The sequence below is a fragment of the Citrobacter amalonaticus Y19 genome (assembly GCF_000981805.1).
In the GTDB taxonomy this organism is placed as follows: domain Bacteria; phylum Pseudomonadota; class Gammaproteobacteria; order Enterobacterales; family Enterobacteriaceae; genus Citrobacter_A; species Citrobacter_A amalonaticus_C.
In genome coordinates, this window is the sequence record NZ_CP011132.1 from 5502171 (window position 1) to 5521068 (window position 18898).

Annotated in this window: 20 protein-coding genes and 1 tRNA gene; 10 read left to right on the plus strand and 11 right to left on the minus strand. The window is 50.2% G+C overall.

The genetic code is table 11. The features are described from left to right. Positions 1-116 precede the first annotated feature (116 nt). The 3 genes from F384_RS25700 to F384_RS25710 are packed head-to-tail and all read right to left on the minus strand — an operon-like array spanning position 117 to position 1966. Positions 117-806, minus strand: coding sequence for a hypothetical protein (locus F384_RS25700; protein ID WP_032676623.1), 690 nt, complete (start codon positions 804-806; stop codon positions 117-119). 13 nt (positions 807-819) lie between these two features. Continuing rightward, the gene (locus F384_RS25705) at positions 820-1557 is read right to left on the minus strand and encodes a HupE/UreJ family protein (protein WP_032676624.1); all 738 of its coding nucleotides are present in this window, start codon (positions 1555-1557) and stop codon (positions 820-822) included. 43 nt (positions 1558-1600) lie between these two features. Continuing rightward, positions 1601-1966 carry a hypothetical protein gene (locus F384_RS25710; RefSeq protein WP_032676625.1) on the minus strand — a complete coding sequence of 122 codons (366 nt, stop codon included), beginning with the start codon at positions 1964-1966 and terminating at the stop codon, positions 1601-1603. 749 nt (positions 1967-2715) lie between these two features. On the opposite strand from F384_RS25710, the gene F384_RS25715 reads away from it, so the two are divergent. The 7 genes from F384_RS25715 to F384_RS25745 all read left to right on the plus strand — a co-directional run bounded on the left by F384_RS25715 (position 2716) and on the right by F384_RS25745 (position 7701). Continuing rightward, on the plus strand, positions 2716-3132 hold the full coding sequence (locus F384_RS25715; RefSeq protein WP_032676627.1) for a hypothetical protein: 417 nt from the start codon (positions 2716-2718) through the stop codon (positions 3130-3132). Between the two features lie 88 nt (positions 3133-3220). Further along, the gene (locus tag F384_RS25720; RefSeq protein ID WP_001003975.1) at positions 3221-3586 is read left to right on the plus strand and encodes a hypothetical protein; all 366 of its coding nucleotides are present in this window, start codon (positions 3221-3223) and stop codon (positions 3584-3586) included. Positions 3587-3740: 154 nt separating this feature from the next. Then, a complete protein-coding gene (locus tag F384_RS25725; RefSeq protein WP_032676630.1) occupies positions 3741-4049 on the plus strand; it encodes a hypothetical protein in 309 nt (102 codons plus the stop codon). 81 nt (positions 4050-4130) lie between these two features. Next, a complete protein-coding gene (locus F384_RS25730; RefSeq protein WP_032676632.1) occupies positions 4131-4754 on the plus strand; it encodes a hypothetical protein in 624 nt (207 codons plus the stop codon). 95 nt (positions 4755-4849) lie between these two features. Further along, positions 4850-5842 (plus strand): ArdC family protein, encoded by a 993-nt coding sequence (locus F384_RS25735; RefSeq protein ID WP_032676633.1) that lies wholly within the window; start codon positions 4850-4852, stop codon positions 5840-5842. 91 nt (positions 5843-5933) lie between these two features. Beyond that, positions 5934-6887: a DUF1281 domain-containing protein gene (locus F384_RS25740; protein WP_000493293.1), complete on the plus strand. Its 954-nt coding sequence runs from the start codon at positions 5934-5936 to the stop codon at positions 6885-6887. 130 nt (positions 6888-7017) lie between these two features. Beyond that, the gene (locus F384_RS25745; protein WP_042999145.1) at positions 7018-7701 is read left to right on the plus strand and encodes a hypothetical protein; all 684 of its coding nucleotides are present in this window, start codon (positions 7018-7020) and stop codon (positions 7699-7701) included. Positions 7702-7784: 83 nt separating this feature from the next. On the opposite strand, the gene F384_RS25750 is transcribed toward F384_RS25745, so the two are convergent. The 6 genes from F384_RS25750 to F384_RS25775 form a co-directional block, all read right to left on the minus strand. Next, positions 7785-8063: a hypothetical protein gene (locus F384_RS25750; RefSeq protein WP_042999146.1), complete on the minus strand. Its 279-nt coding sequence runs from the start codon at positions 8061-8063 to the stop codon at positions 7785-7787. Then, on the minus strand, positions 8060-8707 hold the full coding sequence (locus F384_RS25755) for a hypothetical protein (RefSeq protein WP_042999147.1): 648 nt from the start codon (positions 8705-8707) through the stop codon (positions 8060-8062). Before F384_RS25755 ends, F384_RS25750 begins: the two co-directional genes overlap by 4 nt. A gap of 35 nt (positions 8708-8742) precedes the next feature. Then, complete coding sequence (locus tag F384_RS25760) at positions 8743-9288, minus strand: hypothetical protein (RefSeq protein WP_042999148.1); 546 nt, start codon at positions 9286-9288, stop codon at positions 8743-8745. Positions 9289-9345: 57 nt separating this feature from the next. Then, complete coding sequence (locus F384_RS25765) at positions 9346-10542, minus strand: conjugal transfer protein TraF (RefSeq protein WP_077816025.1); 1197 nt, start codon at positions 10540-10542, stop codon at positions 9346-9348. A gap of 108 nt (positions 10543-10650) precedes the next feature. Further along, positions 10651-11667, minus strand: coding sequence for a hypothetical protein (locus F384_RS25770; RefSeq protein WP_042999150.1), 1017 nt, complete (start codon positions 11665-11667; stop codon positions 10651-10653). A gap of 176 nt (positions 11668-11843) precedes the next feature. Continuing rightward, a complete protein-coding gene (locus F384_RS25775) occupies positions 11844-12404 on the minus strand; it encodes a hypothetical protein (RefSeq protein ID WP_043001809.1) in 561 nt (186 codons plus the stop codon). A 197-nt stretch (positions 12405-12601) separates the two neighbouring features. Between F384_RS25775 and F384_RS25780 the strand changes: the two genes are divergently transcribed. Then, complete coding sequence (locus F384_RS25780) at positions 12602-14140, plus strand: TraI domain-containing protein (protein WP_042999151.1); 1539 nt, start codon at positions 12602-12604, stop codon at positions 14138-14140. Between the two features lie 40 nt (positions 14141-14180). Then, entirely contained in the window at positions 14181-15134 is a 954-nt protein-coding gene (locus tag F384_RS25785; protein WP_042999152.1) for a tyrosine-type recombinase/integrase, read from the plus strand. A gap of 276 nt (positions 15135-15410) precedes the next feature. On the opposite strand, the gene F384_RS25790 is transcribed toward F384_RS25785, so the two are convergent. Together F384_RS25790 and F384_RS25795 are read right to left on the minus strand one after the other, a co-directional pair. After that, positions 15411-15486: transfer RNA gene (locus F384_RS25790), tRNA-Phe, on the minus strand. 105 nt (positions 15487-15591) lie between these two features. Beyond that, positions 15592-16299: a DUF554 domain-containing protein gene (locus F384_RS25795; protein ID WP_046497187.1), complete on the minus strand. Its 708-nt coding sequence runs from the start codon at positions 16297-16299 to the stop codon at positions 15592-15594. Positions 16300-16726: 427 nt separating this feature from the next. Between F384_RS25795 and F384_RS25800 the strand changes: the two genes are divergently transcribed. Further along, on the plus strand, positions 16727-18862 hold the full coding sequence (locus F384_RS25800) for an ornithine decarboxylase (RefSeq protein ID WP_046497192.1): 2136 nt from the start codon (positions 16727-16729) through the stop codon (positions 18860-18862). The last annotated feature ends 36 nt before the right edge of the window (positions 18863-18898 follow it).

Below are 18898 nucleotides of genomic sequence, written 5' to 3' on the forward strand. Positions count from 1 at the left end.
AATGACAATGGTTTAAAAAGATTAGCATCCCCCCGGGGAGGATGTAAGGGCTGGAGTGTAAAGTCTTGTATTGCCGGGATGAATAAAATGGGCCCGCATCATGCGGGCCCGATCAATCAGATGACGCGCTTGATACTCATGTACTCCCCGTTGGTATCCAGTTGGATCGTGATCGTCTGCGAACCTCGATTTCGCCAGAACCAGCCGTGCTTCCCGTCAAAGGCGGCCTGCAATACCCCATCTCCGGAGGTTATCTGCCGGTCCTTGCCATAGCCGTGGTAAAACCCTTTCGGTGCGTTAACCGGATCGCCGTGCGCATCAACGTTTACAGGGCCGGAACTCATCCACTGAAAAGCCACCCGGGCGTCCTTACGCATTTCCATCTTCACTTCAGCCGCTTCATTCGGTTTCAGCGTAATCAGCAACTGATTGCGTTGAGAACCGGTTGTTGATACTTCCGGCGAACGGGTTGTCACTGGTGCGCTAAGTTCCGGGTAGTTGTTTTGTGTGATCGTCGGCGGATTATCCGGCACCGGGCGTTCATTTTCCGGGGTCGTTGACTGCCCCCATTGACCTATACTTGCTTGTTTATCTGCAACGGCTTCAGCAGCCAGTTGTGTTTTTATCTCTCCCATTTGCTTGAGACCCAGCAAACGTCCTACGCCTGTCGGATCGATACCATATTCGGAAGGCATGACGATAGTGATCAGCAGTGTCAGCGCAACAATCGCCGCCAGGATGGTTGATTGCATCAGTTTGAATGCCGACGGCAATTCTGCACGGGTAGGTAAATCAGTGTTATACATTCTCTTTTCTCCCTCAGGCTAAAATGTAGCCACAAATCTGGTAACTCATTAACAGGAAACCGGCGCTCATCATGACGACGTTGGCGGTGTAGGCATGGCGGAAAAAGCCCGCCGTCTGCCGCCAGTAGCTCATGATGATCAGGATGGCGCTGAGCGCCAGCAGCTGGCCTATCTCCACCCCGACATTGAAGGCAATCAGGTTGACGAAAAGGCCATCGGGAGAGATTTCGAACTCCTTGATTTTGGTCGCCAGACCAAAGCCGTGGAAGAAACCAAAGATGAGCGTGGCCAGCTTCGTGTTTGGCTGAAAACCAAACCAGCGCTGGAAAGCTCCAAGGTTATCAAGTGCTTTGTAGACCACTGACAGACCGATAATGGCATCAATAAGATAAGCGCTGACGCTGATATTGAAGAACGTGCCGATAAGCAGCGTCGTTGAGTGCCCGACAGCAAACAGGCTGACGTACAGCCCGATATCGCGCATTTTGTAGAGAAAGAAAATCACGCCAAACAGAAACAGCAGGTGATCGTAACCGGTCACCATGTGCTTCGCGCCAAGATAGATAAACGGAATGATGTTAATCCCGGTGATTTCCTGGATGTACCCTTTGTCGCCCTCCGCCACGCCGTGGGCAGACGCGCCCTGGCTGTAGAACAGCAATAACAACAAAAAAAACAGACAAGCTGAACGCGCCTGAGCAGAAAGCAGGCCACCGCTCAACCGGCCCTGCATATCAAGGCTGGTATTCATAAAAACCCTTACAGTTTGAATAATAACGAATTAAAGGAAGTTATTAGGCAATCAGGGATCTCGGAGGGCGTTCGGGGGCGGCCAGGGGCATCCGCAGGATTTGTTCTGAACTCAGCGCAAACATCGCCCGCATGCCTGCGTTCCAGGCCTGCAAAGCAGTCAGTGTGAAGAGTTTGTTCAGATCGTGGGAATGATCGGCATTGAGGTGATGCACGTTACCGTGCGAGTGGAACAGCAACGGATCGTGCTCATTCAGCGGTTCATCGCTGTCGTGCTGATGGTCACTGATGGACGTTGTATCCTGGACGTTGTAGACAGCCTGTGGTTTTGCCATAAGCGAACTGCTCAGCACGGCAACAGCCATGATGATAAGCACGATTCTGGAAATGACTTCACGGCTGATAAACACAGTCAACGGCATCCTGATGATACAAGGTAACAACGTGCGTAATGTATCCGCTATGCTGGCCTGATTTCAATAGCTGTTTTGAGTCTCGTTTTGTCTGAAATATTTCAATATTTCCTAGCTTCCATTTTTGGCACAGAGCTGTCTGTCAGATTAGGTTTGGCTCTGTGCCATAGATGTGTCAGGTCATATCTGAGCTAATACAACTGATGCCTGTCTGTATTTCATCCATGGCGCACTGTCTGAAACTTTCAGGAAATCACTGAGAGAAAAAGAAAACGCTCATAAAATGTAAAAATATGATCCTTTTTTCTGATCAATTTAAACATGACACATTTTCTCAGGATATTCTCAGCAGTAGTGACTTTCCCGTTAAGGGCTTCATCGTCCTGGTTCAAACCACAATGTGGGAAGATCTTTGCGTTGACACTATTGCCTGAGGTGCGGGAATTGTGTACGCTTAATTTGCTAACGTTGTCTCTGACAACTGCCAATGCCTGAGTGATTTGAGACAGGCGCCTTCGGGTAATCACATGCCAATGCCATCATAACCTGAGAGATGGTGCTTTCGGGCGGTTCAAACCTGTTTAACCTTTGCAAACAGGAACCTGATTACAGGTTAAGGTCCTTTTCTACTTAACTTCACACTACCAAACACCTGATTTACTCATCCGGCATTTTTGGCCTGATTCTCACCCTAAGGGATACTTTCCCTTTGGGACGGTTCCCTTTTTTCATAAGGAATCGTACCCATGCATTACACCAGCATGATCAATCCGCTCGCGTTACTGAGTTGTGACTCACCCGCTTCTGCAAAAATCATTGTGGATTACGTAAAAACTCAGCTTAACGTTCGTCTGGATAACAAACTCATAGTCGACGCAGATCCTCAGGTTCCTGCTGACGGCCTTCCTGATTACCTGACTTTTCTCAGACATGTCGCGTATACAGTTGGTTTTGCAACTGAGCATGGCTTCATAAAACATACCTTTGTCGAAGAAGCAGTGAGCGAGCTTACGCTTCTGGGGACAGATGTTCACAGTTTTCACTGGAGTACAGCTTTTCTTCAGGGCGTTACCAGGTCTCGCGAGGAAAAAGAGCTGGACGAAGCTACAGAGCAATTGCGCGAAATGTTTTATCAGAGCGCCCATTTCTCAGACATCGCCTGACGGCCTTATTAGTCGAAGATTTTCTCACCCTAACGGGACTTCTGTCCCGGTCAGGGACAGGATTCCACAACTCTTTAAGGAATCCTTTATGAACGAGTTAATTCTCACCGAAGATTTTCACATCCGTGCCAGCGAGCGTAATGCTCACAAAGTTGCACTGGCTAAAGCGGAAGGCGAACTGCTGAGTATCGCAGCGCTTCGCCGCCTTGACCTAAATACCGGGACAGATGAAGACGGCTTTCCGTATTACGTCTGGGATATGGCTTCTGTTGCCCGGGAACTGGCTGAACTGTATGTTCGAAAACTTATACCGGGATCATGGGAGGCATTCTTTAACGACCTCTGCCGCATGGCAGAAGGTATTGATAAAGAAGCCTGGACATATTTCTACAAAAGCGCAGTCAAAGACGAAGAGGCCTTTCTGTCTATGGAACGCAGCGATGCTGATTTCTGACGTGATGCACTGAACCCTATGGGGACTTTCTCCATACGGAGGTGGTTGTGTTTTCTGAATGAAGCCAGCTTATAACTGATGTACCAACCCATGCGGGGACAACCTCCCTGCATCTGCGGTGATGGTTTTCTCCGCATTAACTAAGGAGAAAACCATGAGCAGTATAATACTGTTGTTTATCACCCATACCACGCGCGTCCTCAGCCGCATTTCAGAAGCAATGCGGCAGCAGCAGGCCGAATGGTTCACCAACCGTAGCGGTCACAGCAGTTTCCGCGCCGAGGTCGTTCAGTCTGAAGGGGGTTTTACCGCCATCATTTCACGCAGAACGGGCTACAGTTCGCGTGACTGGCAGTATCAGCAACTGGCCAGCGCCGGTCAGTTTGCCTCCGCACGTAAGGCTTTACGGGCGGGACGGCAGATGGCGCAGCAGATGGCCTGGCTGCGTTACCGTTTCGACTGAATCAGTTCTGACTGATTAACACTTCCCGGAGGGACCTTCCCTCCAGGGGAGGTCTCCTCCTTATTAATTTAAGGAGTCCTGATGATTCGCTTTACCTCAACCGAATTACGCCCTCTTTTATCACAGCAGGGCGGTATGCAAAGGCCACTGCTGCTTGAAAAGAACCTTGGTATATACATCCGGGTTCCGGATGACCGAAACCCCGGCGAATGGCTCAGGGCATGGGCGGAAGGTTGTAATCCCTCGAAAGATGCAAACTGGTCGGAAAATGCAGACCTGTTAATTCCCGGGAAGGAATACGCTTTTCAGACCTTTATGGAGCAGAGCAAATTCGACGCCGTTCTGAACGAACACCACGATCTTTTTATGATGCCATCGGCCGGTCCACTGGGGACTGGTATGACAATTCGTAAGGAGACCTGCCCGCCAGAAAAGGTGTATGTCCTGGTGGAGGAATATCGCAGCAATATTCGCTGGCTCTACGATCAGTCTCTCCGGCATTTACCTGCCTGTGTAGGGAATGCGGAACGTCTGAGCTGGCGCTCACAGGCGCTGTCTGTGCTTGACAGGGTAATCCGTCTCGACTGTAAACGGGCAAAACCGGCTGATCGCACGATGTTTGAGAGTGCGGTTCGCAGCGTACGCAGCAGCGTCAGCGAGGTGATGTCTGATGGCTCTTTCCGTTACGCGGGAACCCGCCGCTAGGTTGTATTACTGACTATCTCTGACTTTTTTCCACTCCCGGTGGCGCATTCTTCCGCCCCGGGGAGGATGCGCCCTTTTTTACAGGTTGCATCCTTATGAACAAATCCATTCGCGGCCGTAAGGCCGCGCCGGCTCAGAAAGCCGATCTTTACCAGCAGGTCACCGACAAAATCATTGCCGCCCTGGAAAAAGGGGTTCCACCGTGGCGCCGGCCGTGGCGTTCTGCACAGAACGTACATGGCAGCGCGTTACCGGTGAATGCCACAACCGGCCGCCATTACAGCGGAGTGAATATACCCTTGCTGTGGATGTCTGCTGAAGAGCGGGGATTTTCATCCGATCGATGGCTGACATACCAGCAGGCGAAAGCCGTGGGTGGTCAGGTGCGCAAGGGTGAAACCAGCTCGATGGCCATCATCTACAAACCGTTTGAGAAACAGGCGACGGATGGCAACGATAACAAGCTGTTCGATAAAGACGGTAATCCCGTCATGGAGTCGCTTGCAATGCTGAAGCCGCTGCAACTTTTCAATGTCGCCCAGTGTGATGGACTGCCGGATGCTGTTGCCGGCATGCCGCCAATAGAGGCAGAAGAGGAGCGGCATTCCATACTCAGTGAACAACAACAGGGGCAGGTACTGTCAGTACTGAATGCAACCGGTGTGGTTTGCACATCGTACCGACAAAACCGGGCGTATTATCAGCCATCAACCGATCGAATTGTGATGCCTACGACTTCACAGTTTAATTCTGAAGCTGATTACTGGTCCACACTACTGCATGAACTGGTTCATGCAACCGGCCACAGCCGCCGTCTGAGCCGTGAAGGGATAACATCTTCTTCGCGAAAATTCGGTGATCCAGTTTACGCCTTTGAGGAGCTTATTGCCGAAACCGGCAGTGCTTTTCTTTGTGCAGAGCTGGGTATTTACGGTGATGTTCAACATGAAAGCTATCTGGCCAGTTGGTTGAAGGTACTTCGTGACGATAAAAAAGCCTTTTTCCGCGCCTGCCGGTTTGCCCGGGAAGCGTCGGATTTTTTACTGCAGCCACTGAACCGACAACCGGAACAGAACAAGGCTGCTTAACAATAAACTTGATGGCTCTGGTCATCAGCATCCCCTGAGGGTATCTCCTCAGGGAGATGCCCTCTGTCTAAACTAAAGAGGAGTAATAACTATGTTTTCATGGTGCAAAAACCGTCTGGAAATCACTGCGAAATCTGTTTGTATTGACGTGATGCAGTCCTGGATTGCCGGCACTGAAACTCCGCGTTATCGACATGCCATACGGCAGGCCATAAAGCTGTTTCTTGCTGGATGTGCCGGGATACTTAAGCCAACAAAAGCGACAGAGTTTACTGCTTATCCGATGCTTACGGCCGCCGGTACGGGGGCTTCTACTTCGGCAAACCAGGCGTTCCAGCATTTCCTGGAATTAATGGAAAAGGATGCGTGGCTCGACAGCGCTACTATTGCACGTATGGAGAAGATCTGGGTTCAGTCCGGCCTGGAAACACTTAAATGGGAGAGTATTCCAGTTTCATCGCGCCAGATAATGTCCCAGTTGATGGCTGTTCACTATGCTGACTGGTTTGGTGTTGCCAGCTTCGGGGAACAGTTCGATCCGCAGGAGCGTTGGGAATGGCTCAGTATAATGCCGGCCGCGAGTTGTCCCTGCGATATGCTGATGATAATGCCGTCACGTCTTGCAACTGAGCTGAACGGTAACAGTGGTTTGTTCCGGGGGCTTAACACAACTGCAGATCTTTACACGCAGCTGTATGGTGTGGAGTTCCCGGCTGGTCATAAAGCCAACTGGAGCCGTGAATCACTGGGCACGATATTACTGACGTTCGATACCCCCTGGTACCCGCCATCTGGAGAGGTTATGGGTGAGATGTCAGAGCTGTTTGACTGTGAGATCCGTCATTACTGGAAATCAGTGGATGAAGGTTTTTCCGGATATAACTGTTTTGACCGCGGTGATCACGTTGACAGTGGCCCCTGGCCGGAAGAAATGCAGCAACTGAGCAACGGTGAAACAGCAAGAATGTACCTTGTCTCTACGGAAACCACAGCGGTAACGCCATATGCGGCGCCAGCGGCACAATACGGGAGCATTCGGGCCTGACACTAAACCAGGATAACCCGGGCTAACCGGTTCAACATACTGGCCACAACACTTGTTGTGGCTTTTTTTCACCCTGACGGGAAACACTGTTTCCCCGTCAGGGGCGTGTTTCCCGTTAAAGGAGACATGCATGAAAAATCTTATAAACCATGAAAAGGCGTTCATTTCGCTTTTCAACCAGACTGCTCGTTATCACCATCGACATCAGGTTTTTGAAGACTTCATCAGTTGCAGCGTTATTGCTCTTCAGAATGCCCTCAGTTTCTGCGAAAAGCGGGAGCAGAAATATCTACACATAGTTGCACGTTATGAAAAGAAGGATGTAGTCCGTATGGCAGAATTGCTGGCCCATGTTGTCAATGGGCTGGATGATTCACCGGGGGATTTTCTTGGACAGGTTTTCATGCAGCTCGAACTGGGTGATAAATATCGTGGTCAGTTTTTTACCCCATGGGATGTGGGCATCATGATGGCGCGCATGCAACTCGGCAACGTTGCTGATAATTTTGCGGACAAGCCTTTTATTACCCTGGCGGAGCCAGCCTGTGGCGCAGGATGTATGGTGCTCGCATTTGCCACTGTGCTGCGCGATGCCGGTTATTCACCACACCGGTATTTGTGGGTTTCAGCTACTGATATCGATCCGCTGGCTGCGGGGATGGCTTATATTCAGTTAACGCTGTGTGGAGTGCCAGGTGAAGTGGTTATTGGCAACTCTCTTTGCGATGAACGCCGTCGTGTGTTGCATACGTTTGCGCATTACCAGGGCAACTGGCCCGGTCGTTTACGTCATGTCCTGAATCAGGCCGCCTGAATAATAAAAAGCTCCCTCCCGGGGGCTTTTTTATTGGGTATAGAGATTGAATGGTTGATGAGGCAGCATCTTGCTACTGGCCGTTATAGTAGTCTTATCTGAGATGGCATTTCTCCGCGAACGAATTTAATGGTTAGCGGAGCATCAGTTCTGACCTGCAAAAGTGCTTTTACTTCCTCTTCAATTTCAGGCAAATACAGGCCTGTTTTCTTATATGCAGGGAAAAAGAAAAACCTGATAACGGCAACGATCCTGTTCAACCAGTTTGCCTTCACGGACTTTTGGATGTCTTCAAACTCATCCAGTGTCATAGCGCCAATTTCCTTCCCGTTGGCTTCGACTACCCAGTACACATCTTTCATTCCGTCACCTCATCGTTCAGGCTTTTCCGTTTATCTACATCGTCTATTAAGGTGTTTGCCTGGAGATGACGAAGTGCGAATTCCAGTGAGGGAAACTCCATCGTTTCCTGACGTGACATAAAGCGATCTGTGGCGATGCCATATGTACCTGTTTCGATATTAAAAACGAAGCTGTGGTAGCAGTCCACCGCGGGGTAGTTATAAATCATTAATGATTTTTCTTTTCGCTCATCAGCAATAAGGTACGGCAGAACAAACTCCACCATCTGGACTGTTTGCTCCAGTTCTTCTTCAGACTTTGTTGTGAAACCGATCCCGTAAACTGACTGTCCGGTATAAATATTGCCGAAGGCAGTTAGACGCAGACCTGCGATCGTACCGACCCATTTATCACGGTATGCTCGCATGGTAGTTGAGGCATCCTCACTCATACTAAATATTCCATGCCAATTAGGAACATCTCCCCAGCTCGCTATGACGAGTTCATCTCTCTGATTTTCCAGGTCTGCAAGGTGGTCTTCGGCTATTTCCAGATTTCGTTCTGCACGTCTGACTGAGCGCTCGCGTTTTGCAATAACCTCTGAGGCATCGCTAATTAGCTTTTCAATGGCTTTGATATTTTCACCAGTTGGTAAACTGGACATATCAGTCTCCTGCGGCCGTGGAGAAGGTGACTTGCTCATTGCCCGACCTCCCGACTAACCTTCGTACCGCGTGCGACTTCCGGAATTTGTTTCCACAGGCGCGCGGTCCATTCAGGTTTAAGATGCTCCGGATTGGAGGAACGATAAATTGCGGTCACGTTGCTGCGTTTAGCATCGCCTGTGACTTCTATTGTCAGGCGATCATTAGCTGCCCAGTTCCGGCTCATGCGATAATAAGACCCAGGTTGGGCTGACCAACTGGCACCTTCTGAAATTGCCGATGCTGACCAGCCAGCATTTCCCTGGCCATTGTTTCTTGCTGCTGAAACATCTTCATCTGAGGGAAAACCATAATGTTGCTTCAGGCGTAGTGCAGCAGTATCTACGCCGACTGGCAGGCTGAATGCCTGGGTAATCTCATTACGTTCAGCCTGTTTGTCAGAAGTATGCTGCTCTCCAGGTGATATCATTGTGCTGACATCTGACAGTTGCTGCTGAAACTGATTGAGCTGGTTCTGGCTACACCCCGCAAGAGCCATAAGTACAAAAGAGATACCTGAGCAAAGAATGAGTTTTTTCATAGTGTTCTCCTGAGGACTTCCAGGGCTGTCAGTAAACAGCCCCTTCATTTTGCTGGATCAGAAAGTGAATTGAAGTTGTGCAACCGCCCCGTAGGTACGATCAGTGCCTGCGATGCCCGTGATATCCAGGTGAACCACATCAAACGGAGAGAACCCCAGGCCGGCAGTGAAAGCATTGCCTTCTCCGGAAGCCATGTTCTGGCGGTAACCCGCACGCACCTGCATCCAGTTCCAGGCATTAATCTCGGCACCCAGACTTGCAAACTGACGCTTATTATCACTGGTGAAACCACTCGCTTCAGTCAGGTCGACATCGAGCGCGGTTGTGATGAAGCTGTTGTGCCATGAGGCGCCGGCAGTGGCCTGCGGTTTAATCTTGAACGTTCCCTTTTCACCATTTACTTCTTTGGTATCGATTGAGCGGGGGATGATATTTTGTACGGCCAGACCGAGAGTCCAGTTATCGTTCAGGTTTGTGGACAGACCGACGTCGGCGTTAAAACCGGTTTTGGTATTGCGGTACTCGCTGGAGTCAATGTCGTTTTTGTCAAAATTACTGACGGAAACGTTGTAGTTAAACAGGTCAACGCGCTGGTATTTTGGTGTGATACCAAAGGACCAGGCATGTCCTGCAGTTTCGAACTCATGCGCCATGGCCACGCCGACATCGGTGATCACAGCCGCACGACCGTAGGCTCTTGACGTAAGTGAGTCAGTATCCACTGCAGAAGGGGGGATTGTGCCATCGGCGACCTTGTCGAGGTATTCCAGGTCGTGATCGCTGACCTTACCATCGACAGAGACAGTACCCCATGATTTCACCACAACGGCAAACGGTAGTGTCTGGTTCGGCACAGTTGCAATAACTGAAGCCCCGACCTGGCCGTTCGCATGTGTGTTTTTCAAATCCTGAAGCTTACTCTTGAGTGCCGCGGCGCTTTCGCTGACACCGGACTGATTAGCGACGGCGCTGTCGAAACGATCCCAGAGGTCCTTAACATCATCCGCTTTATCCACGGTTTTATCCGGGTCAGAGACCTGGGCGCCCATCGATGGCAGCACCAGGCTGAAATCATCGGTTGGTCCGGACGTAGTTAACAGAGCAGGGTTAGACAGAGCAGCTGTACCGTAGTGCGCGGATGCCACGCCGGTGCCACCCATAGCATCACCGCGTGCCTCCATCCAGTTCGTCGCAGCATTAACCGATGGCACTGCGGAAACCAGAAGAGCAAGGGAAACGCAGCGTGTAATCATTGAAATTGAAGCTTTCATCATTTATATCCTTTGTCGTTTATGGTGTTTAAGGCAAAAAAAACCCCTGGCGCTGGCGCACCAATAAAACAATGTGTCTGACTGGTTATTTCACTTAATATTGAGGGCTGTTATTTGGCTAACAAATTTACTCCATTCTGGTGTTATAAATTCCTCAGGGAAAAGAAAAGGTTCTCTTTCCTCTTCGGTCCAAATATTTTGAGAAAACTTACCTGACTCTGTTCGTTGAAGTTTCTGAATCTCCCACAGTGCAGCGGCCGGAAGTATCTTTCCTTCTCTCAGCGCATCCAGTAAATAACCGGATGCATAAAATGTGTCGAAACTGTTGAGAATATGCGCTCTGAAGAGAATGTTGCTCATGCTCAGAAATGAATTAAGTTGTGTTTTATAAGCACCTGAAGATGGACAGTGCCCGATACATTCAACTACACGAATTGTTGTGTTATTAACGGTTTTATAGCGCCGAATAAAAATGAAAACATGTCCGGATTCGTCTTTGATATCTCCTGAGGTGTATTGATTCTCTCTGACCAGGAATATGTCAGGACGGGTCAGGTTGTCGTCAGATGTATATTCCTGAATTCTTTTTTTAATTATCATGGCAACCTGCATCCATTCGCTGAAAGCGGTCAGGTACACTGGCCGGGGATCACTTCCTTCCAGCCATCTGGTACTTACACAGAACCAGTCAGATAGCTGTTTCAGCAAAGGTGCAGTTAAGTAATCCATCGTTCTTTCACGGCTTTCCAGAACGCTCAGACCGATATTCCAGTCCGAGAGCAGGCGAGCCACGTCCAGTACCGACAGGCGGTGCTCATCCATCAGCAGCCAGAACCGTTCGTGGATATGTGTGATCACAGCCTGTCGGGGGATAAGCGTCTCGCGCATGATACCCTCGACGAGAATATTGACCAGTTCAGCTGATGAAATACCCAGGCGTCCTGATACCAGTGTGACGAAATCCCTGACAGCTGGTTTAAAACGTATTGCAATAGGGCTGCCAGACGTTTTCTTTCCGTCCGAAAGCTGGGCTACCAGCTGCTGCATATTTTCATCCCGTTCAGTGATGATACTGGCAAGGATGGAGGTGATGTTCAGACGGTTCATATCATTTCCCGGTGTTGGCTAATACATTAATTCGACTTAAGTTATTAATTATTGTATCCACTGTGGATACGTTACCGCGCACCAGAGTGGATGTATAACGATGAAAATCGATCGTTCAGATCGACTACATTGATGTAGCCAGTGTGACAACAGGTGAAAAATCAAAACAGGGGAAATTATTTTTCCGGATTGAAAGTTTTTCGTATGACAAGAACGGGCCATAACGTTCTGGACGGTACACGCCAGCGCCACTGTGCAAGAAGAATTTCCAGTTGCATAACTGCACGCGCAGCGGGTGTGAAGGGGACATGTATGACATGGCTTCGGTAATGTCCGGCCTGAATCTGAAGATGCCTTCTGATACGTTTAATTCGATAAGAGGTGAGGAGATGGGAGGCAATCACGATGGTGTTTTCTCTGCCACTGAGAGCGTCCTCTATACTGGTTAGCACTCCATTCCAGAACCAGGCCACACGTTCGGATGAAATACTGACGGTTGGCTGGTTTGGCGACAGATGCACGAATATCCTTGAGCTGCGCTTATGGTAGCTCAGGATGCAGGGCTGGTTGATGAGTCTGCGCTGCATCCAGTTCACCACTCTCAGAGAAAAAGGGGATAGCAAAACAAGCCCCCAGAGATACACCATCCCATCCTGATACCCCGTAATCAGAGCGATGAGCCCGTAACTCACAAGACCCCAGCAGAGGATAATTCCAGAGACTACTAATCTTTGCATTTCTGTCGCTTCCCTCAGATTTCTGATGGCGCTTAAGGAAGCATGCTGATTAATTCTCTTCATCTGAAAACTGTGAACCGGCCTTTAAGGATTAATGCAAGTTCGTTTTGTTTAATCAGGAACTAAGGCTTTTGACTTGCAAAATACAACCGTCTCCATAGCGTAGCGTCAATTCGGAATCTGGTTATGGGGTGGTTATGCGTGGACTGAAATGGTTAACAGGCCTTGGGCTGGCAGTCGGAACGGAACACTCAGTAAGGCCATCCGTGCAGCCGGCGCAAGCGGGAGGGTTCCGGAACGTACTGTCCGGTCAGTTGTTACTGGGAACTGCGGAGCGACAGAAGTTCGTCCGGATGTTGCGGGAAAATTGCCCACTGTCACAGTCTGCCTTTGACGAATTCTGGCTAAAACCCTTAGAGCAAATGGCCGCTCGCGTTCAGGAAGTACCGGCAGCCTGGGCGGGGCCGTTCGCCACTCCAGGGGGCTTTACTGACCTCAGTTTATCCGTGGCCGCAAGTGCCGTGAGGCTGGTACGCGGTATGATGTTACCTCCGGGAGCGACGCCTGAGGAGCAGGCAGAGCAGGGGCCAGCCTGGATATGCGCAGTGTTCTGGGCTGGGCTTTTTCATCATCTTGACTGGTTGTCGCAGATTGAAGGGAGCCTGGCGAACGGAAAAGCCTGGTGTCCGGGGATGGAAATACCCGGTGCAAACTGGCGGGTGCGTCCCCGGCAGGGGAGAACGGCTTCAATGAACGGAATGTACATTGCCAGTAAACTCATCCCGGATGCTGCGGCTATCTGGCTTCAACGCTGGCCGGCGATTTCAGGTGCGCTATTTTTGTACCTCAGCGGACAAAAAGCTCAGTCTGGAATTCTCAACAGCATCATCAGCGATGCGCTTGCCAGCGTTGCCAATAAATCAGGAACCGTTTCTGGTACAGCAAGCCCCTCTGAAAGCGATAAGGTGATCACCACAGGGGAGGAAGGGGAGGAAGAATCCAGAACAAACAATATCCCAAATTTAATAGACGACGATATGCATCAAACGTCCAGTCACAAAAATATAACACCGGTTCCAGAGCCAATTAACAATGCATCAATAGGTTACGATACTAACCAGACAGGTGATTATGCTGCCAAGGATGTTACCGGTCAGGTTACGTTGCTTTCGGCATTTGATAATCATGATACGCAGTCATCCGATGAACGAACAGGTGATGACACTGTCCCGGATGAGTCGGTATCAACCGCAGAACTTCTTAGCGTGCTTGACCAGATGTCGGGCTCTGGTGCACCTGTTGTTGAAGCGAAGGTTGAAACTACTTCTTCTGAAGAGTTTTCGCTAGTCGGGATGGAATCTGGCACTCCAGGAGAAAAGTTTCTGGACTGGCTGAAATCCTCAATCCATGACGGTACGGTTAGTGTCAATGAGGGCGAGAGTTTTGCACATATTCTTGCTCAGTTTGTATTCATTGTTTCACCTGAGTGTTTTTTTAAATATTTATCGCTGAATACAAACGAGTCACTGGATAAATCAGCGTTACAAAAAAGCTTTGAAGCTCTGAACGTTCATTATTCACGAAATGGTAAAGGCCTCTGGCATTACCATAAATACGATACGCCGGACAAAAGCGGTCGTTACACCAAAATGTCAGGATACATGCTGAGCGCTGACATTATTTACAGAAAAGGAACCTGTCCACCGGACAGCGTATGGCTTGCACGAAGAAATTAATACTATTGCTTAAGTCAGAATAACAATATACGAGGTGAATATGAACAATGCATTTGAACAAGTGCTGGATGATTATTTTTTCAGTAAATCTTTGCGCCCGGCTACGGAGTGGAGCTACAGGAAGGTAGTCAGATCATTCATTTCCTTTAGCGGTGAAGGTATTTCACCTGAGCAGGTTGATAAAACGCTGGTTTTAACGTGGCGCCGAAAAATTATCCATGAGGAAGGACTGAGCAGAACGACCTGGAATAATAAAGTGACTCATATGCGCGCTATATTTAATCACGCCATCGTTAATGGGCTTGTAACGATGAGGGAAAATCCTTTCAACGGGGTAATTACCCGACCCGATGTCAAACGCAAAAAAACACTGACTGATGTGCAGATGAATAAAATTTATCTGCACATGCAGGCGAGGGAAGAGGATGAACGGACTGGTATGATGGAGTTAAGAAAAAGCGCCTTACGGCCAGCATGGTTCTGGTTAACGGTACTGGATGCATTGCGGAGAACAGGGATGCGCCAGAACCAGCTGCTGCACATTCGCCTGGAGGATGTAAATTTTGAGCACCGATGGATTAATCTCCGGCCTGAGGGTTCCAAGAACCATAAGGAACACCGGGTTCCGATTACTGAAAACCTACGACCCAGACTTGAAAGGCTCTATAACCTTTCCCTTGAGCGTGGCGCGAAGATGCAGGATCAGTTGTTTAATCTTTCTCGCTTTGATGGCCGGAAGAATGAAATCAGCAGCAACATGGATTATCCGCCGTTGCGCGCGTTTTTCAGACGACTTTCACGAGAATGCGGTTTTACAGTCAGCCCGCACAGATTCCGACACACCATCGCGACTAACCTGATGCGTTTGCCGGATCGTAATCTGAAGATGGCACAGGACCTGCTGGGTCATTCAACGCCGGCGGTCACGCTGGAGTATGTTGAAAGTGACCTGGATAAGGTCCGGGACATGCTGGAGGAGCTGGATGCGGCATAAGACTAATCTTAAGTTAAATCTAAGTTGATGAAATTAAAAATGGAAAAAAAAGGGATGTTTGCTTTACAAAAGATTGACACAGGGAAGATCTGAGGGTAAATACGTTCGTGAAGTAAATTGTGGACGTGAGAAATCCAGAGGATGGTTCGAACATCCTCTGGATTTAAGTCCCGTGTTCAACTGATGCGGTAACACAAGTACCATCATCATGCCGTCTGGGGACTACTGTCTTGCCCGTTAAGGATCTCATCTCTTAACGAACAGGCTCTGAAGAAGTGGTGCCCGGACTCGGAATCGAACCAAGGACACGGGGATTTTCAATCCCCTGCTCTACCGACTGAGCTATCCGGGCAACGGGGCGAATTAAAACCGATCCGCCTCGTTTCGTCAACGAAATTTCTTCAATTCGACGCAGACTGAACAATCTATCACCACTTTGCTGTTATTGCACACATTCTCAAGCGAAATACATAGTCCAGGCGGCGGAAAGCGGCATGGCGAGGATCAGCGCCGGGAGCATATTGACCACGGCAAACATTTTGATTCCGCAGATGCGTAAACCGGTGGCGACCAGCAGCAATCCCCCGACCGAACTGAAATCGGCCATCATCGCGGGGGTGGTGAGCGGCAAAATGAGCGCCGCGCAGGTGGCCAGTGAAAGCTGGATGAGCAGCATCGGGGCCGAGATAGCCGAAACGGCGATACCGAGCGAGCAGGCGAAAATCATGGCGGTAAAGAAATCGAGGAAGGATTTAGCAATCAGGATACTCGGATCGCCGGTCATCCCTTCGCGCATCGCCCCAAAAATCCCCGTACCACTGGCGCAGAAAAGAACAATAATGGCGACATAGTTCTGGATAAACGATTCATGGGGCTGCTTTTTACCCGGCCGCATAAAGAGCGTTTGCGCTTTCGCGACGGCGTTGTTGATCCCCTTTTCCAGATAGCAAAACTCACCAATTAACGCACCGACCAGCGTTGCCAGCACCATAACCGGAAGGTTGGCACATTTGACCACCAGTAAGATACCAATGCCAAGTGACGCAAGACCGAAAATAGAGGTCATTGAGACACGAATCCGTTCCGGTAAACGTTGGCTAAGAAGAGCACCAATAACGCCACCCACCAAAACGGCGCTGGCGTTAATAAAAGGTCCGATTACCACGTTAGCTCCTGCTAATTATTTTGTCAGATTGCATTATTATGACCTGATTCTCATTTTCAGTGTTGTTTAACCGCAACAAGTGTGCATAAGAATTAAATCTTGCCCCTCCTGGTCAAAGGTGCCATGATTGCGCGAATTTTCTCCAGTCCGTTTGGGGCAGCATGGGATGAACGCTACACCTTCACATCGCCTTTCGCATCGCCGTTTAGCGCGATGGTTGCCCTTTCTCGTTATTCCTTCCCTTCTACTCACCATGCGGTGAGGGCAACGTATGCTCACTGCAGGACAACAGTAAAATCAGAAGCGGTCTGCTTTTACTGATGTCTGGCGGTCGGAGCTGGTGACCAGTTTGACCCAAGCATCTCGTGGGGCAGGGCATTGAGCCTTGTCCGGGACTCTTATTCTCCCGAAACGGGTTTTTGCGCTTATGAAATCAATGAACATTGCCGCCAGTCGTGAGCTGGTCTCTCGTTTATCTACTCATCGCGGCGTTGTGGCGTTGGACAGTACCGATTTTACCGATGTCGCGGCGGTCGTCATGACCGTTGCCGATAGCCGTAGCGGCATTCTTGCTCTGCTCAAACGTACGGGCTTTCATCTGCCGGTCTTTATTCTTACTGAAGAGATAATGGATCTACCTTCAGGCGCGACGGCGCTCATTAGCGGAAATGCACAGGAGTGGCTGGAGCTGGAATCAGCCGCCTGTCTGTATGAGGAAGACCTTCTGCCGCCGTTTTACGACACGCTGACGCAGTATGTGGAAATGAAGAACAGCACGTTCGCTTGTCCAGGGCATCAGCACGGCGCGTTCTTTAAAAAGCACCCGGCCGGACGCCACTTCTATGATTTCTTTGGCGAAAATGTCTTTCGCGCGGATATGTGCAATGCCGACGTGAAGCTCGGCGATCTGCTGATTCACGAAGGTTCGGCCAAACATGCGCAGAAGTTTGCCGCAAAAGTCTTTCACGCCGATAAAACCTATTTCGTTCTGAACGGCACGTCGGCAGCGAATAAAGTAGTCACCAATGCGCTACTGACGCGTGGCGATCTGGTGCTGTTCGATCGCAACAACCACAAATCGAATCATCACGGTGCGCTGATTCAGGCAGGAGCGACCCCGGTCTATCTGGAGGCCGCTCGCAACCCGTTTGGTTTTATTGGCGGGATCGATGAGCGCTGCTTCGATGAAGCGTATCTGCGCGAACAGATCCGCGAAGTGGCAGCGGAAAAGGCGGAGCTGCCGCGCCCCTTCAGACTGGCAATCATCCAGTTGGGAACCTACGACGGAACAATCTACAACGCGCGTCAGGTGATCGACAAAATTGGTCATCTCTGTGACTACATCCTGTTTGATTCTGCCTGGGTTGGTTACGAGCAGTTTATCCCGATGATGGCAGACGGTTCGCCGCTGCTGCTGGAACTGAATGAAAACGATCCGGGTATTTTCGTCACCCAGTCGGTGCATAAGCAGCAGGCCGGGTTTTCGCAGACTTCGCAGATCCACAAGAAAGATAATCACATTCGCGGCCAGGCGCGTTTCTGCCCGCATAAGCGGCTGAACAATGCGTTCATGCTGCATGCCTCAACCAGTCCGTTTTACCCGCTGTTTGCCGCGCTGGACGTCAATGCCAAAATCCACGAAGGGGAAAGTGGCCGACGCCTGTGGGCAGAATGTGTGACGTTGGGGATTGAGGCACGTAAAGCGATCCTTGGCCGTTGTAAGCTGCTTCAACCGTTCATTCCACCGGTTGTTGACGGTCAAGCGTGGCAGTCGTATCCCACCGAGGTGATTGCCCGCGAACGGCGCTTCTTCAGCTTTGCGCCGGGCGCAAAATGGCACGGCTTTGAAGGGTATGCCGACGATCAGTATTTTGTCGATCCGTGCAAGTTGTTGCTCACCACGCCGGGCATTGATGCGCAGACAAGGCGTTATACCGATTTTGGTATTCCGGCGACCATTCTGGCCCACTACCTGCGCGAAAACGGTATTGTGCCGGAGAAATGCGATCTCAACTCGATTCTGTTCCTGCTGACGCCCGCCGAGAGCCCGGAAAAGATGGCGCATCTGACGGCGATGCTGGCGCAGTTCGAACAGCATATCGAAGACGATACTCCGCTTGCGCAGGTGCTCCCGACCATCTTCAATAAATATCCGGTGCGCTATCGCGATTACACCCTGCGCGAACTGTGCCAGGAGATGCACGATCTGTACGTCAGCTTTGACGTGAAGGACCTGCAAAAAGCGATGTTCCGTCAGGAGAGTTTCCCGGCGGTGGTGATGAACCCGCAGGATGCCCACAGCGCCTTTATTCGTGGTGATGTTGAACTGGTGCGCATTCGTGATGCCGAAGGCCGTATCGCGGCGGAAGGGGCGCTGCCGTATCCTCCTGGTGTGCTCTGCGTGGTGCCGGGCGAAGTCTGGGGCGGTGCGGTACAGCGTTATTTCCTGGCGCTGGAAGAAGGGGTCAACATGCTGCCGGGGTTCTCACCGGAGTTGCAGGGTGTTTACAGTGAAACCGATGCTGACGGCATTAAGCGGTTGTACGGGTATGTTTTGAAGTAATCGAAGGCGAATGCCGGATGGCGCTTGCGCTCATCC